We start from the raw sequence: 14928 nt of genomic DNA on the forward strand, positions 1-14928 counted from the left end.
CGCGGCGGGCCACGCGGCGCGTCGGCCGGGCGCGGCACAATGGGAGCATGAGCCTCCTCCGTGACGAGGGTGTCGTCCTGCGCGCCCAGAAGTTGGGTGAGGCCGACCGCATCATCACCCTCCTGACCCGCGACCACGGGATAGTGCGCGCGGTCGCGCGCGGGGTGCGCAAGACGAAGTCGAAGTTCGGCGCCCGGGTCGAGCCGTTCGCGCACGTCGACGTCCAGTTCTTCACCCGGGGCAGCGACTTCCCCGGGCGCGGCCTGCCGATCATCACGCAGGCCGAGACCCTGGGCGCGTACGGCGGCCGACTCGCGTCGAACTACGCCGCGTACACGTCCGGCACGGCGATCCTGGAGACCGCCGAGCGGCTCACCGACCACGAGCGCGGCCAACCGGCGCTCCAGCAGTACCTGCTGTTGATCGGTGCCCTGCGCACGCTCGCGGGGGGCGCCCACGAGCCCGGCCTGGTGCTGGACGCGTTCCTGCTGCGCTCGCTCGCGGTGGCGGGCTACGCGCCGAGCTTCGCCGACTGCGCGCGTTGCGGCCTGGACGGACCGAACCGGTTCTTCTCCGTCCAGGGCGGCGGGACGGTCTGCGGGGACTGTCGTCCCGCCGGATCCGTCGTACCCTCACCCGAGACCCTTTCCCTGCTCGGTGCGCTGTTGACCGGCGACTGGGGCCGAGCCGACGCGAGCGAGCCGCGGCACCGGCGCGAGGGCAGCGGCCTGGTGGCCGCGTATCTGCAATGGCACCTGGAGCGGGGCATCCGCTCGTTGAGATTGGTGGAGAGATCGTGAGTCAGTCGCGTGGCCGCTTCGGCCTGTTCCCCCGCCGCCGGCGGGCCGAGTCGGCGCCCGCCCGGGCCGCTCGGGAGCAGCGGCACTACCGCGACCCGAAGCCGCACGCCGAGGGCGCGCTGCCGCCGGAGATCCCGGCCGACCTGGTGCCCCGGCACGTGGCGCTGGTGATGGACGGCAACGGCCGCTGGGCCAAGGAGCGCGGTCTGGCCCGTACCGACGGACACACCGCGGGTGAGGCGTCGCTGTTCGACGTGGTCGAGGGCGCGGCCCAGATCGGCGTCAAGTACGTCTCCGCGTACGCGTTCTCCACCGAGAACTGGAAGCGCTCGCCCGAGGAGGTGCGCTTCCTGATGGGCTTCAACATCGACACGATCCACCGGCGGATCGACGAGATGGACGAACTCGGGGTGCGGATCCGCTGGTGCGGCCGGCGGCCCCGGCTGTGGGCGAGCGTGATCAAGGAGTTGGAGATCGCCGAGGAGCGGACCAAGAACAACACCAACCTCACGCTGGCGATGTGCATCAACTACGGCGGCCGGGCCGAGATCGCGGACGCGGCGGCGCTGATCGCCGAGGACGTCAAGGCGGGCCGGCTCGACCCGAAGAAGGTCGACGAGAAGTTGTTCGCCAAGTACCTCGACGAGCCGGACATGCCCGACGTCGACCTGTTCATCAGGTCCTCCGGTGAACAGCGCACCTCCAACTTCCTGCTGTGGCAGTCCGCCTACGCCGAGATGGTCTTCCTCGACGTGTTGTGGCCGGACTTCGACCGGCGGCACATGTGGCAGGCGTGCCAGACGTACGCGTCGCGCGATCGCCGCTACGGCGGTGCGCTGCCGAACGCGGTCACCGCGCCGCAGCCGGTGTCCTCGGGCTCCACGGCGGCCTCCGGAGCCTGATCGCCCGCGCGTGGCCGCCGGTCGACCGTCGGCCGCGATGGCCAGGGAACCGTCGGGCGGGAACCGGCGGATGCGAACCCGCGGGTGAAAGGTTCGCAAAGCGCGGTGCGCGTCGAGCGGCGGCCCCGCGATCAATGCGAACATGACCATCATGTTCGAAAAGAGCGCGCCGTCGCGCCCCGCCACCGCCACACGGCCGGCGCCACCGCCGCCCCGTGGCGCCGAGTCGTCGCCCGCGACCGCCGGACCGGGGTCGCCCGTCGGCCCGCCCGCCGAGCGCTGGCGGCCGGGCCAACTCGAGTTCTTCGTCCTGGCGTTGGTCGTGCTGCTGTTCGCGCAGCCGTGGATCGTGGATCGGCTCGGCGCGCGCTCGGTGCAGACCTGGGCCACCGTGTTCGTCGCGATCTCCGTCCAGGCGCTGCCGTTCCTGGTGCTCGGCACGCTGTTGTCGGCCGCGATCACCGCGTTCGTGCCGCCGTCGGTGTTCACCAAGGTGTTGCCCAAGCGGCAGTCGCTGGCGGTTCCGGTCGCGGGTGCGGCCGGGGCGATCCTGCCGGGCTGCGAGTGCGCGTCGGTGCCGGTGGCCAGTGGGTTGATGGCGCGCGGGGTCGCGCCCGCCGCGGCGCTGGCGTTCCTGTTGTCCTCGCCCGCGATCAACCCGATCGTGCTGACCGCGACCGCGGTCGCCTTCCCCAAGCAGCCCGAGATGGTGCTCGCCCGGTTCCTCGCCTCGCTCGGCACGGCGGTGCTGATGGGCTGGTTGTGGGCCCGGTTCGGCCGGCCCGAGTGGATCAAGGCGACGCGCCGTCCGCACGATCACGGCGGCAGCGGCAAGTGGGAGAACTTCCGGCTCGCGCTCCAGCACGACTTCCTGCACGCGGGCGGCTTCCTGGTGATCGGCGCGCTGACCGCCGCGACGCTGAACGTCACGGTGCCCAAGCACGTGATCGACGCGGTCTCCGACTCGCCGTGGTTCGCGGTGCTCGCACTGGCCTTCCTCGCCGTGGTGCTCGCGGTCTGCTCGGAGGCGGACGCGTTCGTGGCGGCGAGCCTGATCGGCTTCTCGCCGACCGCGAAACTGGCCTTCATGGTGGTCGGCCCGATGGTGGACGTGAAGCTGATCGCGCTCCAGTCGGGCACCTTCGGGCGCGGCTTCGCGGCCCGGTTCTCCTCGGCGACGTTCGTGGTCGCGATCGTCGCAAGCTACGTCGTCGGATGGTGGTTGTTGTGAGGCGGGACGTCCAGGCGGTGCTGTTGATCCTGATCGGCGGCGCGCTGCTGCGGATCTCGGTGACCGACATGTACCTGCGCTACGTCAAGGACGGCCTGCGTCCCGCGCTGCTCGCGGCGGGCGCGATCCTGCTCGCGGTCGGCCTGATCTCGGCGGTGCGGGACGGGATACAGCGCCGGGCGCCGGAGCCGGCGGCGGAGCCCGCGCACGCACACCCGGCCGAGGACGCCGGGGAGCCGGCGGAGGCGGGCGGCCACGACCACTCGGCCGGCCCGCGGGCGGCCTGGCTGCTGTGCCTGCCGGTGCTCGCGCTGTTCCTGATCGCGCCGCCCGCGCTCGGCTCGTACACCGCCGCGCGCTCGGACAACGTGGTGGCCAAGCCGGCCGCGGCCTCGAACGACGCGGGCTTTCCCCCGCTGCCGGCGGGCGACCCGCTGCCGATGAGCCTGGCGGACTTCCTGATCCGATCGGTCTGGGACACCTCCGCGCCGCTCAAGGACCGCAACGTCCGGCTCACCGGCTTCGTCACGCCCGGCAAGACGCCGGGCACGTGGTACATCACCCGGATGGTGATCAGTTGTTGTGCCGCCGACGCCTTCGCTCGCAAGATCGAGGTCCACGGCATCGCGGCGCCCCCGACCGACTCGTGGGTGACGGTCACCGGCCGCTGGTTGCCCAACGGCCAGACCCAGGCGGACGACGCGATGCCGGCCCTGACCGCCACCGAGGTCACCCCGATCCAGGCCCCGCGCGAGCCGTACGAATAGGCACGCCGTGACGATGTCACCGTCCGGTCACCGCCGCGTTCGCGTCCTGCGAGCGCGGCGGTGGCGCGACGTCCCTTCTCCTACCGTGGGTTCGCGGACGGATCGCCTGGGGAGGACGATCCGCCGGTCTCTCGGGGGGAATCAGCATGGGATGGGGAATGCGCCGTGCCGTCGTCGCGGCGGTCGTCGTGGGCGTACTCGGATCGGGTGTGACCGCGTGCCAAAAGGACAAGGGAGCGGACGCCGACCGCAAGGGTGAGGCGAGCACCGAGGCGCCGAAGAGCGCGGACCGGGACGGCCCGGCCGGCGACGGCGAACTCGAGGTCAAGGGCGTGTTCCTGACCGTCACGCCCGGCACGCTCGCCGGCGTTCGGTGCAGGACCGCGTTCATGGAGACCTTCATCGGCACGATCACCTTCGCCGACGGGCACAAGGGCGGCCGGATCACCGTCTCCTACGGCGGATCCTCCGGCAGCATGAAGCAGGAGGAGATCGAGGTGCCCGCGGGGAAGAAGTCGATCACCAAGACGTTCGCCTACTCGGAGTTCCTCTCCGGCGGTTCGATCGCGGCCGGACAGCTCAACGTGCTGAAGCCGAATCGGGTCGGCTCGGCCACGGTGCGGCCCACCGGCACGTGCGCCGAGGGCGGGACGTGGGGTGGCACGGCCGGTACGACCGGGGGCGGCGCCTGGTAGCCGATCGGGCCGGGGTCAGTCGGCCGCGTTCGCGCACTGCGCGCACGTACCGAAGATCTCCAGTTCGTGCGAGACGTCGCCGAAGCCGTGTTCGGCGGCGATCCGGTTCGCCCAGCGCTCCACCGCCGGGCCCTCGACCTCCACGGTGCGTCCGCAGGAGCGGCAGACGAGGTGGTGGTGGTGCCCGCGGCTGCACCGGCGGTAGACCGACTCGCCGTCCTGGGTGCGCAGCACGTCCACCTCGTCCGCGTCGGCGAGGGCCTGGAGCGTGCGGTAGACGGTGGTCAGCCCGACCGCCTCGCCGCGCTGCTTGAGCAGGTCGTGCAGGTCCTGCGCGCTGCGAAAGTCCTCGATCTCGTCGAGGAGGGCCGAGACGGCGGCACGCTGCCGGGTGGACCGACCCCGAACCGGGCTCGTGCCGTGGGCGGTGTCCACCTGGGTGCCTCCTCGATCGCTGCGGGTCGGACGGCGCCGTTTCCGCACCGGCGCGCAGTGTCTATGTCCGAGTCGCCATTGTGCCGGCGTCCGGTACCCCCGCGTCCACATGCACGTCGTCCGCCCGAGGCCGGTCCGCCTCGGCGGCGGCGGCCTCCGCGCGCCGGGCCCGGCGCCGGTTCAGCGGTGTCGCGAGCACGCCCACCACGACGAACAGCGCGATCGCGAGCAGCACGATGGTGGCCCCGGGCGGCGCGTCCACGTAGTACGTCAGCGTCGTACCGGAGACCGAGACCAACACGCCGACCACGATCGCGATCGCGGCGGTCATCGCGAAGGTGCGCGAGAGCTGCTGGGCGACCGCGACCGGGACCACCATCAGCGCGCTCACCAGGAGCAGCCCCACCACCCGCATCGCGACCGTCACGGTGACCGCGGCGGTGACCGCGAGCAGCAGGTTCAGCGTGCGCACGGGCAACCCGGTCACCCGGGCGAAGTCCTCGTCCTGGCACACCGTGAACAGCGCGCGGCGCAGCCCGAGGGTGACCGCGAGCACCGCGACGGCCAGGACCGTGATGATCTTGACGTCCTCCGGCGAGACCGAGGTCAGCGAGCCGAACAGGTACGACTGGAGATTGGCGTTGGATCCCTCCGGGGCGAGGTTGATCAGCATCACGCCGCCCGCGATGCCGCCGTAGAAGAGCACGGACAGCGCGACGTCGCCGCTGACCCGGTTGCGTTCGCGGATCAGCTCGATCAACACCGCGCCGACCGACGCGGTGAGCACCGCGGTCAGTACGGGGGAGGTGCTGAGCAGGAAGCCCAGGCCCACGCCGGTGAGCGCGACGTGTCCGATGCCGTCGCCCATGAACGCCTGGCGGCGCTGGACCAGGTAGACGCCCACGGCGGGCGCGGTCATGCCCACGAGCAGGGCCGCCAGCAGCGCGCGCTGCATGAAGGGGAAGTCCAGGATCGTCACGAGAGCAGTCCCATCCCGGCGCGGTGCGCGGTGTGATCGTCGTGCGGGTGCACGTGGTCGTGGCCCGGCAGCGCGTGCTGGCCGACCGCTCGCGGCGGCGGACCGTCGTGGCACACGCAGCCCTCGCGCAGCACCACCGCGCGGTCGATGAGCGGCTCCAGCGGGCCCGGTTCGTGCAGCACGAGCAGGACCGCCCGGCCCTGTTCCTGCTGCGCCCGCAGGGTGCCCGCGAGCACCTCCTGGCTGCGCAGGTCCACGCCCGCCATCGGCTCGTCCATGATCAGCAGGTCGGGACGGCGGGCCAGGGCGCGGGCGATCAGCACCCGCTGCTGCTGGCCGCCGGACAGGTGCGCGATGCCGTCGCGCGCGCGGTCGAGCATGCCGACCGCCGTGAGCGCCTCGTCCACCGCGGCCCGGCCGTCCCGGCCCGGTCCCAGTACGCGGCGGCCGTTGAGCAGGCCGGAGGTGACCACCTCGCGCACGCTGGCCGGCACCCCGGCGGTGGCCGTGGTGCGCTGCGGCACGTAGCCGATCCGGGACCAGTCGTGAAAGCGCGCGAACGGTGTGCCGAACAACTCGATCGTGCCGCCGGTCAACGGGACCAGGCCGACCAGGGTGCGCACCAGCGTGGACTTGCCCGAGCCGTTGGCGCCCAGCAGCGCGACCACCTCGCCGGGGCGCACGCTCAGGTCCACCCCGCGCAGGACCGGGCGGCCGCCCAGGGACGCGGTGCCGCCGATCAGCCGGGCGACCGGCGCGTGAAGTTCCGTCATGAGCAGCCGAGTCCCTTCCGCAGCGCGTCCAGGTTGGCGCGCATCACCGAGAAGTAATCGTTCTCGGCCTCGTTCTTTATGCCCTCGAGCGGATCCAGGACGCCGGTCTGCACCTTCAGGTCCTGGGCGAGCGTCCTGGCGGTCTTGGGCTCGGCCAGGGTCTCGAAGAAGATCGTGGTCACGCCGCGCTCGCGGGCCAGCTTCTGGATGTCGGCCCGGCGGGCGGGGGAGGGCTCGGACTCGGGGTTGACGCCGTTCACCGCGATCTGGTTCAGGTGGTAACGCTCCGCGAGGTAGCCGAAGGCGGCGTGGCTGGTCACCACGTCCTTGCGCGCGCAGGTCGCCAGGCCGGCGGTGAACTCGCCGTCGAGTCCGTTCAGGCGCGCGGTCAGGTCGGCGGCGCGGGCGCGGTAGTCCCGCGCGTTGGCCGGGTCGGCGGCGGCGAGCGATTCGCCCACGCCGCCGGCGATCGCGGCGAGGCGGGTCGGGTCGAGCCACACGTGCGGGTCGCCGTGTTCGGCGTCCGCGTGGTCGTGGCCCTCGTGCCCGTCCTCCTCGGCGCCGTGCACCTCGGTGCCGTGCTCCTCCAGCGGCGCGAATGTGCTCGCCTCGGCGGTGTGCTTGGGCTTGTTCTGCTGGATCGCCTTGTCCACCGCGGGCTGCAGACCCTTGAGGTAGACCACCAGATCGGCCTGCGAGATCGCGCCGACCTGCTTGGGGGTCAGCTCCAGGTCGTGCGGCTCGGCCCCGGCCTTGGTCAGGTTCGTCACCTTCACGTGCGGCCCGCCGACCTGCTGGGCGACGAATTTCATCGGGTAGAAGGCCGCGATCACGCGCAGCTTCGCGCCCGCGCCGGTCTCCGCCTTCGCGTCGTCGGTACCGGCGCATCCGGAGAGCAGCAGGGCGGACGCGGCGGCGGTCGCGAGCAGTGCGGCCGGAGCGGTGCGGCGTATCTTCATGACAATGATTCTCAACTAGAATGACAATCGTTGTCAATAATAGCGGATTGGGCCAACCGTGGCGGAGCGGGGCTCGGGCATAAGGATTTACGGGGTCGACCAGCGCGCCGGTAGCCTGTGCCGACACTGTCACTGCCCGCATCGTCGCACCGAAGAGAGCATTGTGGCCGCCGACAAGATCGACACCATCGTCAGCCTGAGCAAGCGCCGAGGCTTCGTTTACCCCTGTAGTGAGATCTACGGCGGCCAGAGGGCCGCCTGGGACTACGGTCCCCTCGGCGTGGAGCTCAAGGAGAACATCAAGCGCCAGTGGTGGCGCACGATGGTCACCTCGCGTGACGACATCGTCGGTCTGGACTCCTCGGTCATTCTCGCCCGCGAGGTGTGGGAGGCGTCCGGTCACGTCGAGGCGTTCGTCGACCCGCTGACCGAGTGCACCTCGTGCCACAAGCGCTACCGCGCCGACCACCTCGAAGAGGCCTACGAGGCCAAGCGCGGCCGGCTGCCGGAGAACGGCCTGGCCGACATCACCTGTCCCAACTGCGGGAACAAGGGCACCTTCACCGAGCCCAAGATGTTCAACGGTCTGCTCCAGACCTTCCTGGGCCCCACCCAGGACGAGTCCGGCCGCGCGTACCTGCGCCCGGAGACCGCCCAGGGCATCTTCGTCAACTACAAGGCCGTCGAGCAGACCTCGCGCAAGAAGCCGCCGTTCGGCATCGCCCAGACCGGCAAGAGCTTCCGCAACGAGATCACGCCCGGAAACTTCATCTTCCGCACGCGCGAGTTCGAGCAGATGGAGATGGAGTTCTTCGTCAAGCCGGGTGAGGACGAGACCTGGCAGGAGTACTGGATGCAGCAGCGCTGGGACTGGTACGTCGGTCTCGGCCTCAGCCCCGACAACATGCGCTTCTTCGAGCACCCGAAGGAGAAGTTGTCGCACTACTCCAAGCGCACTGTCGACATCGAGTACCGCTTCAACTTCGGCGGCACCGAGTTCTCCGAGCTGGAGGGCATCGCCAACCGCACGGACTACGACCTGCGCACCCACTCGGAGAAGTCCGGCACCGACCTGTCGTACTTCGACCAGGACGCCGGCGAGCGCTGGTTCCCGTACGTCATCGAGCCCGCCGCGGGCCTGAACCGGGCGATGCTCGCGTTCCTGCTCGACGCGTACTTCGAGGACGAGGCGCCCAACGCCAAGGGCAAGCTGGAGAAGCGCACCGTGCTGCGTCTGGACCCGCGGCTGGCTCCGGTCAAGGCCGCCATCCTGCCGCTGTCGCGCAACACCGACCTGTCGCCCAAGGCCCGCGGGCTGGCCGCGGACCTGCGCCAGTACTGGAACTGCGACTTCGACGACGCCGGTGCGATCGGCCGTCGCTACCGCCGCCAGGACGAGATCGGCACGCCGTTCTGCATCACCGTCGACTTCGACACGCTCGAGGACAACGCGGTGACCGTGCGCTCGCGCGACACGATGCAGCAGGAGCGGGTGTCGCTCGACCAGGTCGTGGGCTATCTCTCGGCGCGACTGCCGGGCTGCTGACCCGAACCCGGCCGTAGGCCGCGGAGCACGGGAGACGACACGAGGGGCGCCGTCGCGGACGGCGCCCCTCGTTGTTCGTCGCGCACCGATCGGCGAACCGACGTCGCGTCGCGGACCCGCTCAGTCGCGGACCGACCGGCTCACTTGAAGATGCCGGCCATGATGCGGTCCGTCATCCGGTAGGTCAGATCGCTGTAGACGGCGCTCGCCGCCTTCGAGGCTTCCTCGCCCTGGCCCTTGAGCGGACCGCCGTCGGCCCGGCCGATGTCGATCACCAGCACGTAGTGCCCGGTCGTGGTGGCGACCGCGATGTGCTCGGAGCCGTCCTTGAAGGCCACCCCGCTCGACGCGGGCGGTGCCAGCCAGGCCGTCGGCGACGTGGCGAACGGAATCTTCTCCAGCGCCTGCTTCAACGCCTGCGCCTTGGCCTTGTCCGGCACCGAGACCACCGACAGGGTCGCCACGTACTTGCCGGCGGAGTCCTTGTACGACCCGCGCAGCACACCCACACAACCGTTCTGCGTGATCGCCGCGCCGGTCGCGGTGACCACCTTCGAACAGTCCGCCGCCGCGCCGCCGTCGGCGGACAGTTGCCGGTACTTGCCGCCGCTGCGGCCGGCGAACTCGGCCGCGTCGTTGAAGAAGTAGTCCGTGGTGAAGGGCAGCTTGTCGGTGGAGACCGCGTCGATGTTGGACGTGTTCGGCGGCGGCGCGGACTGGAAGCCCTTGGGTTCGTCGGTGGGCGCACCGGCGGAGCCCTGCGGCGCGGGCAGCGCGCCGCCGTTGCTCGCCGGGCTCGGCGACGAGTTCGCGGCCGGCTTCTTGTCGTCGCCGTCGTCCTTGGACAGGAAGAAGAAGGCCCCGCCGCCGATCACGCCGAGCGCGAGCACCGCGGCCACCGGCATCAGCCACTTCCGCCGGCTCGGCGGCGCGGGCGGCTGACCGTACCCCTGGCCGTACTGCTGCTGCGGATACGGCTGACCGTACGGCTGTTGTGCGTAGCCGGGTTGCCCATACGGTTGGCCGCCGTAGGGCTGTTGACCGTTGTTCGGTTGGCCGTACGGCTGTTGCCCGTGGCCGTAGCCGGGCCCGTTCGGGGGCTGCGGGGGCGGGAAGGCACTCATGGTGCGGAGATTAGTTCATCGGGACGACGGGTCGGGGTCGGATCCCGAAGCGCGCCCGGTCGAGCCGGCCAGCCGGGCCCGGGCCTCCATCAACGCGAATCCCAACAGGTTCAGCCCGCGCCAGCGCTCGGGGTCGGCGGCCCGCTCGTCGTCGGCGGCCAGCCCGATGCCCCAGATCCGGTCCAGCGGACTGGCCTCCACCAGCACCCGCCGCCCGGTGCCGAGCAGGAACGCGCCCATCGCGGGATGCTGCCCGAACTTGGCCACGTTGCCCGCCACGATCAGCTCGAACCGCTCGTCCACCCAGCGCCGCTCGTCGAAGCCGCGCACCTGCCGACCGATCGTCTTGGCGGTCTTGGGGTGGCCCGCCGCCAGCACCCGCCGCTCCGCGTCCGCGTCGCCGAACATCCGCGCCTTGCCCGCCATCATCCAGTGTTCGGCGGTGCGATAACTCACCCCGTCCACCGTGAACGGGGACGGATACCACTGGCTCAGACAACCCGAGTCCACACCCTCGCGCGGCTCCCGATGACCCCAGAAGAAGACGTACTTCGGCCGAGGTTCGCGCCGCGCCCGCAGGACGAGGGACGCGACATCGCGAGGTTCGACGGCGAGCCGGCCACCGGACTCGTCACCGGGCTCGTCGGTCGCCGCGCGGGAATCCCCGGGATCCATGCTCATGGCGACGATCGTGTCAGCACCGACCGACACCCGGAAACAGCTTTTCCCGGTGGGGGACAATGGATCGGATCCATCCCCGCACCCTTTTTGGAGCACCGTCCATGGCACCCGCCGACGCACCCACCCCCGACGCGACCGGCAGCCCCTGGGCGCCGCTGCGCCTGGGCGCCGAGGGCGGCGCGCGGATCTGGCCGCCGGTCGTGCTGGCCCCGATGGCCGGCATCACCAACGCGCCGTTCCGCACGCTGTGCCAGGAACAGGCCGAGGCGGCGACCACCGCACGGCCCGCCGGGCTGTACGTCAGCGAGATGATCACCACCCGCGCGCTGGTCGAGCGGGACGCCAAGACGCTGCGCCTGATCCGCTTCGCCGAGACCGAGCGCCCGCGCAGCATCCAGCTCTACGGCGTCGACCCGCACATCGTCGGCCGCGCGGTGGCGATGATCGTGGACGAGGGCCTGGCCGACCACATCGACCTCAACTTCGGCTGCCCGGTGCCCAAGGTCACCCGCAAGGGCGGCGGCTCGGCGCTGCCCTACAAGCGCAACCTGCTGCGCGACATCCTGCGCTCGGCGGTCAAGAACGCGCGCGGCGTGCCGGTCACCATCAAGATGCGCAAGGGCATCGACGACGACCACCTGACCTACCTCGACGCGGGCCGGATCGCCGTGGACGAGGGCATCACCTGGGTCGCCCTGCACGGCCGCACCGCCGAGCAGCACTACGGCGGCACCGCCGACTGGTCCGCCATCGCCCGGCTGAAGGAGGTCGTCACCGACATCCCGGTGCTCGGCAACGGCGACATCTGGGACGCCGAGGACGCGTTGCGGATGATGCGGGAGACCGGCTGCGACGGTGTCGTGGTCGGCCGCGGCTGCCTGGGCCGCCCGTGGTTGTTCCGCGACCTGGTGTCCGCGTTCGAGGGCAGCGCCGAACGGGCCCGCCCGACCCTGGGCGAGGCCACCGCGATCATGCGCCGGCACGCGGTACTGCTCGCCGAGTGGATCGGTGACGAGACGCACGGCGTGACCGATCTGCGCAAGCACGTCGCGTGGTACATGAAGGGCTTCTCCGTCGGCGGCACCATCCGGCGCGGCCTGGCCACCGCGAGCAGCCTGGCCGAACTCGACGACTGGTTCGGGCGACTGGACCTGGACCAGCCCTGGCCGATCGGCGCGGACGGCCCGCGCGGCCGGACCGCCGGCGGCAAGCGGGTGATCCTGCCCGAGGGCTGGCTCGACGACCCCGAGTGCGCGCTGCCCCCGATCGACGCCGAGTTGGACCACTCCGGCGGTTGACCCCCGGCCGACCGCCGGCGGCCGGCATGCGGTCGCGGGCGGCGGCATGGGCGGGATCGGGCAATTGTGCAAGCTCCCCGATGGCACGCACAGTGACGTCGTAGAGTGAGTGGATGCCCAAGATTCGAGCGTCCTCCGTCGCCGAACACCGCGCGATGCAGCACGCCGCGCTGCTCGACGCCGCGCGGAGCCTGCTCGACGAGGGCGGTTTCGCCGCACTGACCTTCCCCGCGCTCGCCGAGCGCACCGGCCTGGCCCGCTCCTCGCTCTACGAGTACTTCGCCTCGCGCGCGGCCGTGGTCGAGGAGCTCTGCGCGGTGGACCTGCCCGCGTGGGTGGCCGAGGTCGAGGACGCGATGGGCGCGACCGAGGACCCGGCGCACAAGATCGCGGCCTACGTGGCCCGCCAGTTGGAACTGGTCGGTGATCGCCGTCATCGGGTGGTCGTCGCCATCTCCACCGGCGAGCTGGACGCGAACGCGCGCGAACGCATCCGGGCCGCCCACGGGCGGATCGTCGAACTGGTGGTGGACGCGCTCGCCGCGCTGGGCCACCGGGACCCGATGCTGGTCGCGACGCTGGTCCAGGGCATGGTCGACGCCGCGGTCCGCCGGATCGAATGCGGCGCCGACCCCGGCGCGGTCGAGGCGGCCACGCTCGCACTCGTACTCGGCGGCGTCGCCCGGGTCGCGGAACCCGATCGGGCGGAGCCCGAATAAGCGGAGCCCGCGTGGGGAGAGCCCGACCAGGCGGGACCCGGACCCGGACGGTTCGGATACAGCCGCACCCGCACCCGCCGCAGCAAGGTCAGCGGATCGCGGTACCCGGGCACCAGCAGTCCCCAGTGCAGACAGGGCTCGGCCAGATGGAACGGCCCCGGCGCGAGCACCCCCAGCGGTTCGCCCGCAACGACCGCCCGCCCGGCCGACACCGACGCGAGCACCGGCTCGTAGGTCGTGCGCACGTCCCCGTGCCGCACGCTGACCACCCCGCGCCCGGCCACCGACCCCGCGAACACCACCACCCCCGCGCCCGCCGCGAGCACCGGTTGTCCGACCCCTGCGGCGAGATCCACCCCACGATGCCCCGCCGACCACGCCGTCTCGGGCGCCTCGAACCCGCGCAGCACCGCGGGCCGGGGATCCAGCGGCCACACCCAGCGCCGAGCCGCCGGCGCGGGTCGCACCGTGCCGGTCGCGGCCGGCGGGCCGGCCGTGGACACCACGGCCGTGAGCAAGACGAGACACAGCACGATCGGCCCTCGGCCGGGTTTCGACGCGTTCATGCGGACCAGACTCGTCCGCGTCGAACCGCACCCCGACCGGCGCGACGCGCACTGTGGACAAACAGCGGCTCACTGCGTGTAGACAACTTTTTCTGTGCATAACCGGACGGTGGTCGTCGAAGACCGATACGGCTCGAAAAGATCGCATACAGGCTGACGAGGCATCGGAAAAGGGTGGCCGGAAGGCGAGTCGCTCGGCCGCGCGCGGTTCCCGTACACTTCCCGGAGCGGCCCGGCCTTCCGGGTCGACTTCGCGCGCCCACCTTCGAGCCGCCGACGTCCCGCATGGCGAGACGCCACCGAGCGGGACTCGATGGGGACACCTCTCGGTCCGGGAATCCGCAAGGACCTCGGCGTGGTGTCGCGGGCGTCAGGCGTGGCGGCGACCCGTCGCCACGGCACAACCGAGAGTCCCGGGCACGATCGCCGGGACGAGAGCCCAAGGAGCGTACGGCCATGGCCGTCGTCACGATGCGGGAGCTGCTGGAAAGCGGCGTCCACTTCGGTCACCAGACCCGCCGCTGGAACCCGAAGATGAAGCGCTTCATCTTCACGGAGCGCAACGGCATCTACATCATCGACCTGCTCCAGTCGCTGTCGTACATCGACCGCGCCTACGAGTTCGTCAAGGAGACCGTCGCCCACGGTGGCACGATCCTCTTCGTCGGCACCAAGAAGCAGGCGCAGGAAGCGATCGCCGAGCAGGCGACGCGCGTGGGCATGCCCTACGTCAACCAGCGCTGGCTCGGCGGCATGCTGACCAACTTCTCGACCGTCTACAAGCGCCTCCAGCGCCTGAAGGAGCTCGAGCAGCTCGACTTCGACGACGTGGCCGGCTCGGGCATGACGAAGAAGGAACTGCTCGTCCTCAAGCGCGAGAAGGACAAGCTGGCGAAGACCCTCGGCGGTATCCGCGACATGCAGCGCGTGCCCTCGGCCGTGTGGATCGTGGACACCAAGAAGGAGCACATCGGCGTCGGCGAGGCCCGGAAGCTGCACATCCCGGTCGTCGCGATCCTCGACACCAACTGTGACCCCGACGAGGTCGACTACAAGATCCCGGGCAACGACGACGCGATCCGTTCGGTCACGCTGCTCACCCGCGTGATCGCCGACGCCGTCGCCGACGGTCTCATGTCGCGTGCCGGTGGCGCCGCCGCCGACACCAAGGCCACCGCCGGCGAGCCCCTCGCCGACTGGGAGCGCGAGCTGCTCGAGGCCGGCAAGAAGGAAGAGGCCGCTCCGGCCGAAGCCGCCCCCGCCGCCGAGGAGATCGTCGAGTCCGGCTCGGTCACCGAGGCCGATGTCGAGGCCGAGGCCACCGAGACCACCGAGGCCGCTCCGGCCGCCGAGGCCGCCACCGAGGCGCCGGCCACCGAGGCCGACCCGCAGGTCTGACCCTGGAACGAGGGGTACGACGGCCCAGCCGGCGTACCCCTCGCCCTGTGCCGGG

At 71.4% G+C, this 14928-nt stretch carries 15 protein-coding genes and 1 pseudogene; 9 read left to right on the forward strand and 7 right to left on the reverse strand.

The features are described 5' to 3' along the window. Positions 1 to 47: 47 nt before the first annotated feature. The 5 genes from recO (at position 48) to ACWCPW_RS19180 (ending at position 4395) form a co-directional block, all read left to right on the forward strand. Positions 48 to 800 carry a DNA repair protein RecO gene (recO, locus tag ACWCPW_RS19160; RefSeq protein WP_449762757.1) on the forward strand — a complete coding sequence of 251 codons (753 nt, stop codon included), beginning with the start codon at positions 48 to 50 and terminating at the stop codon, positions 798 to 800. Further along, the gene (locus ACWCPW_RS19165; RefSeq protein ID WP_449762758.1) at positions 797 to 1702 is read left to right on the forward strand and encodes an isoprenyl transferase; all 906 of its coding nucleotides are present in this window, start codon (positions 797 to 799) and stop codon (positions 1700 to 1702) included. Before recO ends, ACWCPW_RS19165 begins: the two co-directional genes overlap by 4 nt. Before the next feature lie 142 nt (positions 1703 to 1844). Continuing rightward, positions 1845 to 2933 carry a permease gene (locus tag ACWCPW_RS19170; RefSeq protein ID WP_406296092.1) on the forward strand — a complete coding sequence of 363 codons (1089 nt, stop codon included), beginning with the start codon at positions 1845 to 1847 and terminating at the stop codon, positions 2931 to 2933. Next, positions 2930 to 3700 carry a TIGR03943 family putative permease subunit gene (locus tag ACWCPW_RS19175; protein ID WP_449762759.1) on the forward strand — a complete coding sequence of 257 codons (771 nt, stop codon included), beginning with the start codon at positions 2930 to 2932 and terminating at the stop codon, positions 3698 to 3700. The genes ACWCPW_RS19170 and ACWCPW_RS19175 overlap by 4 nt, the downstream gene beginning before the upstream one ends. A 146-nt stretch (positions 3701 to 3846) precedes the next feature. Further along, positions 3847 to 4395 (forward strand): hypothetical protein, encoded by a 549-nt coding sequence (locus ACWCPW_RS19180; RefSeq protein WP_449762760.1) that lies wholly within the window; start codon positions 3847 to 3849, stop codon positions 4393 to 4395. A gap of 15 nt (positions 4396 to 4410) precedes the next feature. On the opposite strand, the gene ACWCPW_RS19185 is transcribed toward ACWCPW_RS19180, so the two are convergent. The 4 genes from ACWCPW_RS19185 to ACWCPW_RS19200 form a co-directional block, all read right to left on the reverse strand. Then, positions 4411 to 4830 (reverse strand): Fur family transcriptional regulator, encoded by a 420-nt coding sequence (locus ACWCPW_RS19185; RefSeq protein WP_449762761.1) that lies wholly within the window; start codon positions 4828 to 4830, stop codon positions 4411 to 4413. A gap of 61 nt (positions 4831 to 4891) precedes the next feature. Beyond that, positions 4892 to 5809: a metal ABC transporter permease gene (locus ACWCPW_RS19190; protein ID WP_449762762.1), complete on the reverse strand. Its 918-nt coding sequence runs from the start codon at positions 5807 to 5809 to the stop codon at positions 4892 to 4894. Then, on the reverse strand, positions 5806 to 6582 hold the full coding sequence (locus ACWCPW_RS19195; protein WP_449762763.1) for a metal ABC transporter ATP-binding protein: 777 nt from the start codon (positions 6580 to 6582) through the stop codon (positions 5806 to 5808). Before ACWCPW_RS19195 ends, ACWCPW_RS19190 begins: the two co-directional genes overlap by 4 nt. Continuing rightward, positions 6579 to 7541, reverse strand: a complete 963-nt coding sequence (locus tag ACWCPW_RS19200; RefSeq protein WP_449762764.1) for a metal ABC transporter substrate-binding protein — start codon at positions 7539 to 7541, stop codon at positions 6579 to 6581. Before ACWCPW_RS19200 ends, ACWCPW_RS19195 begins: the two co-directional genes overlap by 4 nt. Positions 7542 to 7704: 163 nt before the next feature. On the opposite strand from ACWCPW_RS19200, the gene ACWCPW_RS19205 reads away from it, so the two are divergent. Then, positions 7705 to 9087, forward strand: coding sequence for a glycine--tRNA ligase (locus tag ACWCPW_RS19205; RefSeq protein ID WP_406296081.1), 1383 nt, complete (start codon positions 7705 to 7707; stop codon positions 9085 to 9087). A gap of 140 nt (positions 9088 to 9227) precedes the next feature. Here the strand turns inward: ACWCPW_RS19205 and ACWCPW_RS19210 are convergent, their stop codons facing one another. Then, entirely contained in the window at positions 9228 to 10211 is a 984-nt protein-coding gene (locus tag ACWCPW_RS19210; protein ID WP_449762765.1) for a hypothetical protein, read from the reverse strand. 15 nt (positions 10212 to 10226) lie between these two features. Continuing rightward, positions 10227 to 10892 (reverse strand): NADAR family protein, encoded by a 666-nt coding sequence (locus ACWCPW_RS19215; RefSeq protein ID WP_449762766.1) that lies wholly within the window; start codon positions 10890 to 10892, stop codon positions 10227 to 10229. A 101-nt stretch (positions 10893 to 10993) separates the two neighbouring features. Here ACWCPW_RS19215 and dusB point away from each other — a divergent pair, with 101 nt between their 5' ends. Together dusB and ACWCPW_RS19225 are read left to right on the forward strand one after the other, a co-directional pair. After that, positions 10994 to 12190 (forward strand): tRNA dihydrouridine synthase DusB, encoded by a 1197-nt coding sequence (gene dusB, locus ACWCPW_RS19220; RefSeq protein ID WP_449762767.1) that lies wholly within the window; start codon positions 10994 to 10996, stop codon positions 12188 to 12190. Positions 12191 to 12303: 113 nt separating this feature from the next. After that, positions 12304 to 12909 (forward strand): TetR/AcrR family transcriptional regulator, encoded by a 606-nt coding sequence (locus tag ACWCPW_RS19225; RefSeq protein ID WP_449762768.1) that lies wholly within the window; start codon positions 12304 to 12306, stop codon positions 12907 to 12909. Between the two features lie 128 nt (positions 12910 to 13037). Here the strand turns inward: ACWCPW_RS19225 and ACWCPW_RS19230 are convergent. Continuing rightward, positions 13038 to 13475 (reverse strand): annotated as a pseudogene (locus ACWCPW_RS19230) (peptidoglycan DD-metalloendopeptidase family protein); the annotation flags it as partial. A gap of 456 nt (positions 13476 to 13931) precedes the next feature. On the opposite strand from ACWCPW_RS19230, the gene rpsB reads away from it, so the two are divergent. Then, positions 13932 to 14873 carry a 30S ribosomal protein S2 gene (rpsB, locus tag ACWCPW_RS19235; protein ID WP_449762769.1) on the forward strand — a complete coding sequence of 314 codons (942 nt, stop codon included), beginning with the start codon at positions 13932 to 13934 and terminating at the stop codon, positions 14871 to 14873. Positions 14874 to 14928 lie beyond the last annotated feature (55 nt).

This window comes from Embleya sp. NPDC001921 (assembly GCF_053594475.1).

Bases quoted from the DNA above. Each gene is read 5' to 3' on its own strand.
- ACWCPW_RS19180 (WP_449762760.1), top strand. From the start codon at position 3,847: ATGGGATGGGGAATGCGCCGTGCCGTCGTCGCGGCGGTCGTCGTGGGC.
- ACWCPW_RS19210 (WP_449762765.1), bottom strand. From the start codon at position 10,211: ATGAGTGCCTTCCCGCCCCCGCAGCCCCCGAACGGGCCCGGCTACGGC.
- dusB (WP_449762767.1), top strand. From the start codon at position 10,994: ATGGCACCCGCCGACGCACCCACCCCCGACGCGACCGGCAGCCCCTGG.
- recO (WP_449762757.1), top strand. From the start codon at position 48: ATGAGCCTCCTCCGTGACGAGGGTGTCGTCCTGCGCGCCCAGAAGTTG.
- rpsB (WP_449762769.1), top strand. From the start codon at position 13,932: ATGGCCGTCGTCACGATGCGGGAGCTGCTGGAAAGCGGCGTCCACTTC.
- ACWCPW_RS19225 (WP_449762768.1), top strand. From the start codon at position 12,304: ATGCCCAAGATTCGAGCGTCCTCCGTCGCCGAACACCGCGCGATGCAG.
- ACWCPW_RS19215 (WP_449762766.1), bottom strand. From the start codon at position 10,892: ATGAGCATGGATCCCGGGGATTCCCGCGCGGCGACCGACGAGCCCGGT.
- ACWCPW_RS19200 (WP_449762764.1), bottom strand. From the start codon at position 7,541: ATGAAGATACGCCGCACCGCTCCGGCCGCACTGCTCGCGACCGCCGCC.
- ACWCPW_RS19195 (WP_449762763.1), bottom strand. From the start codon at position 6,582: ATGACGGAACTTCACGCGCCGGTCGCCCGGCTGATCGGCGGCACCGCG.
- ACWCPW_RS19170 (WP_406296092.1), top strand. From the start codon at position 1,845: ATGACCATCATGTTCGAAAAGAGCGCGCCGTCGCGCCCCGCCACCGCC.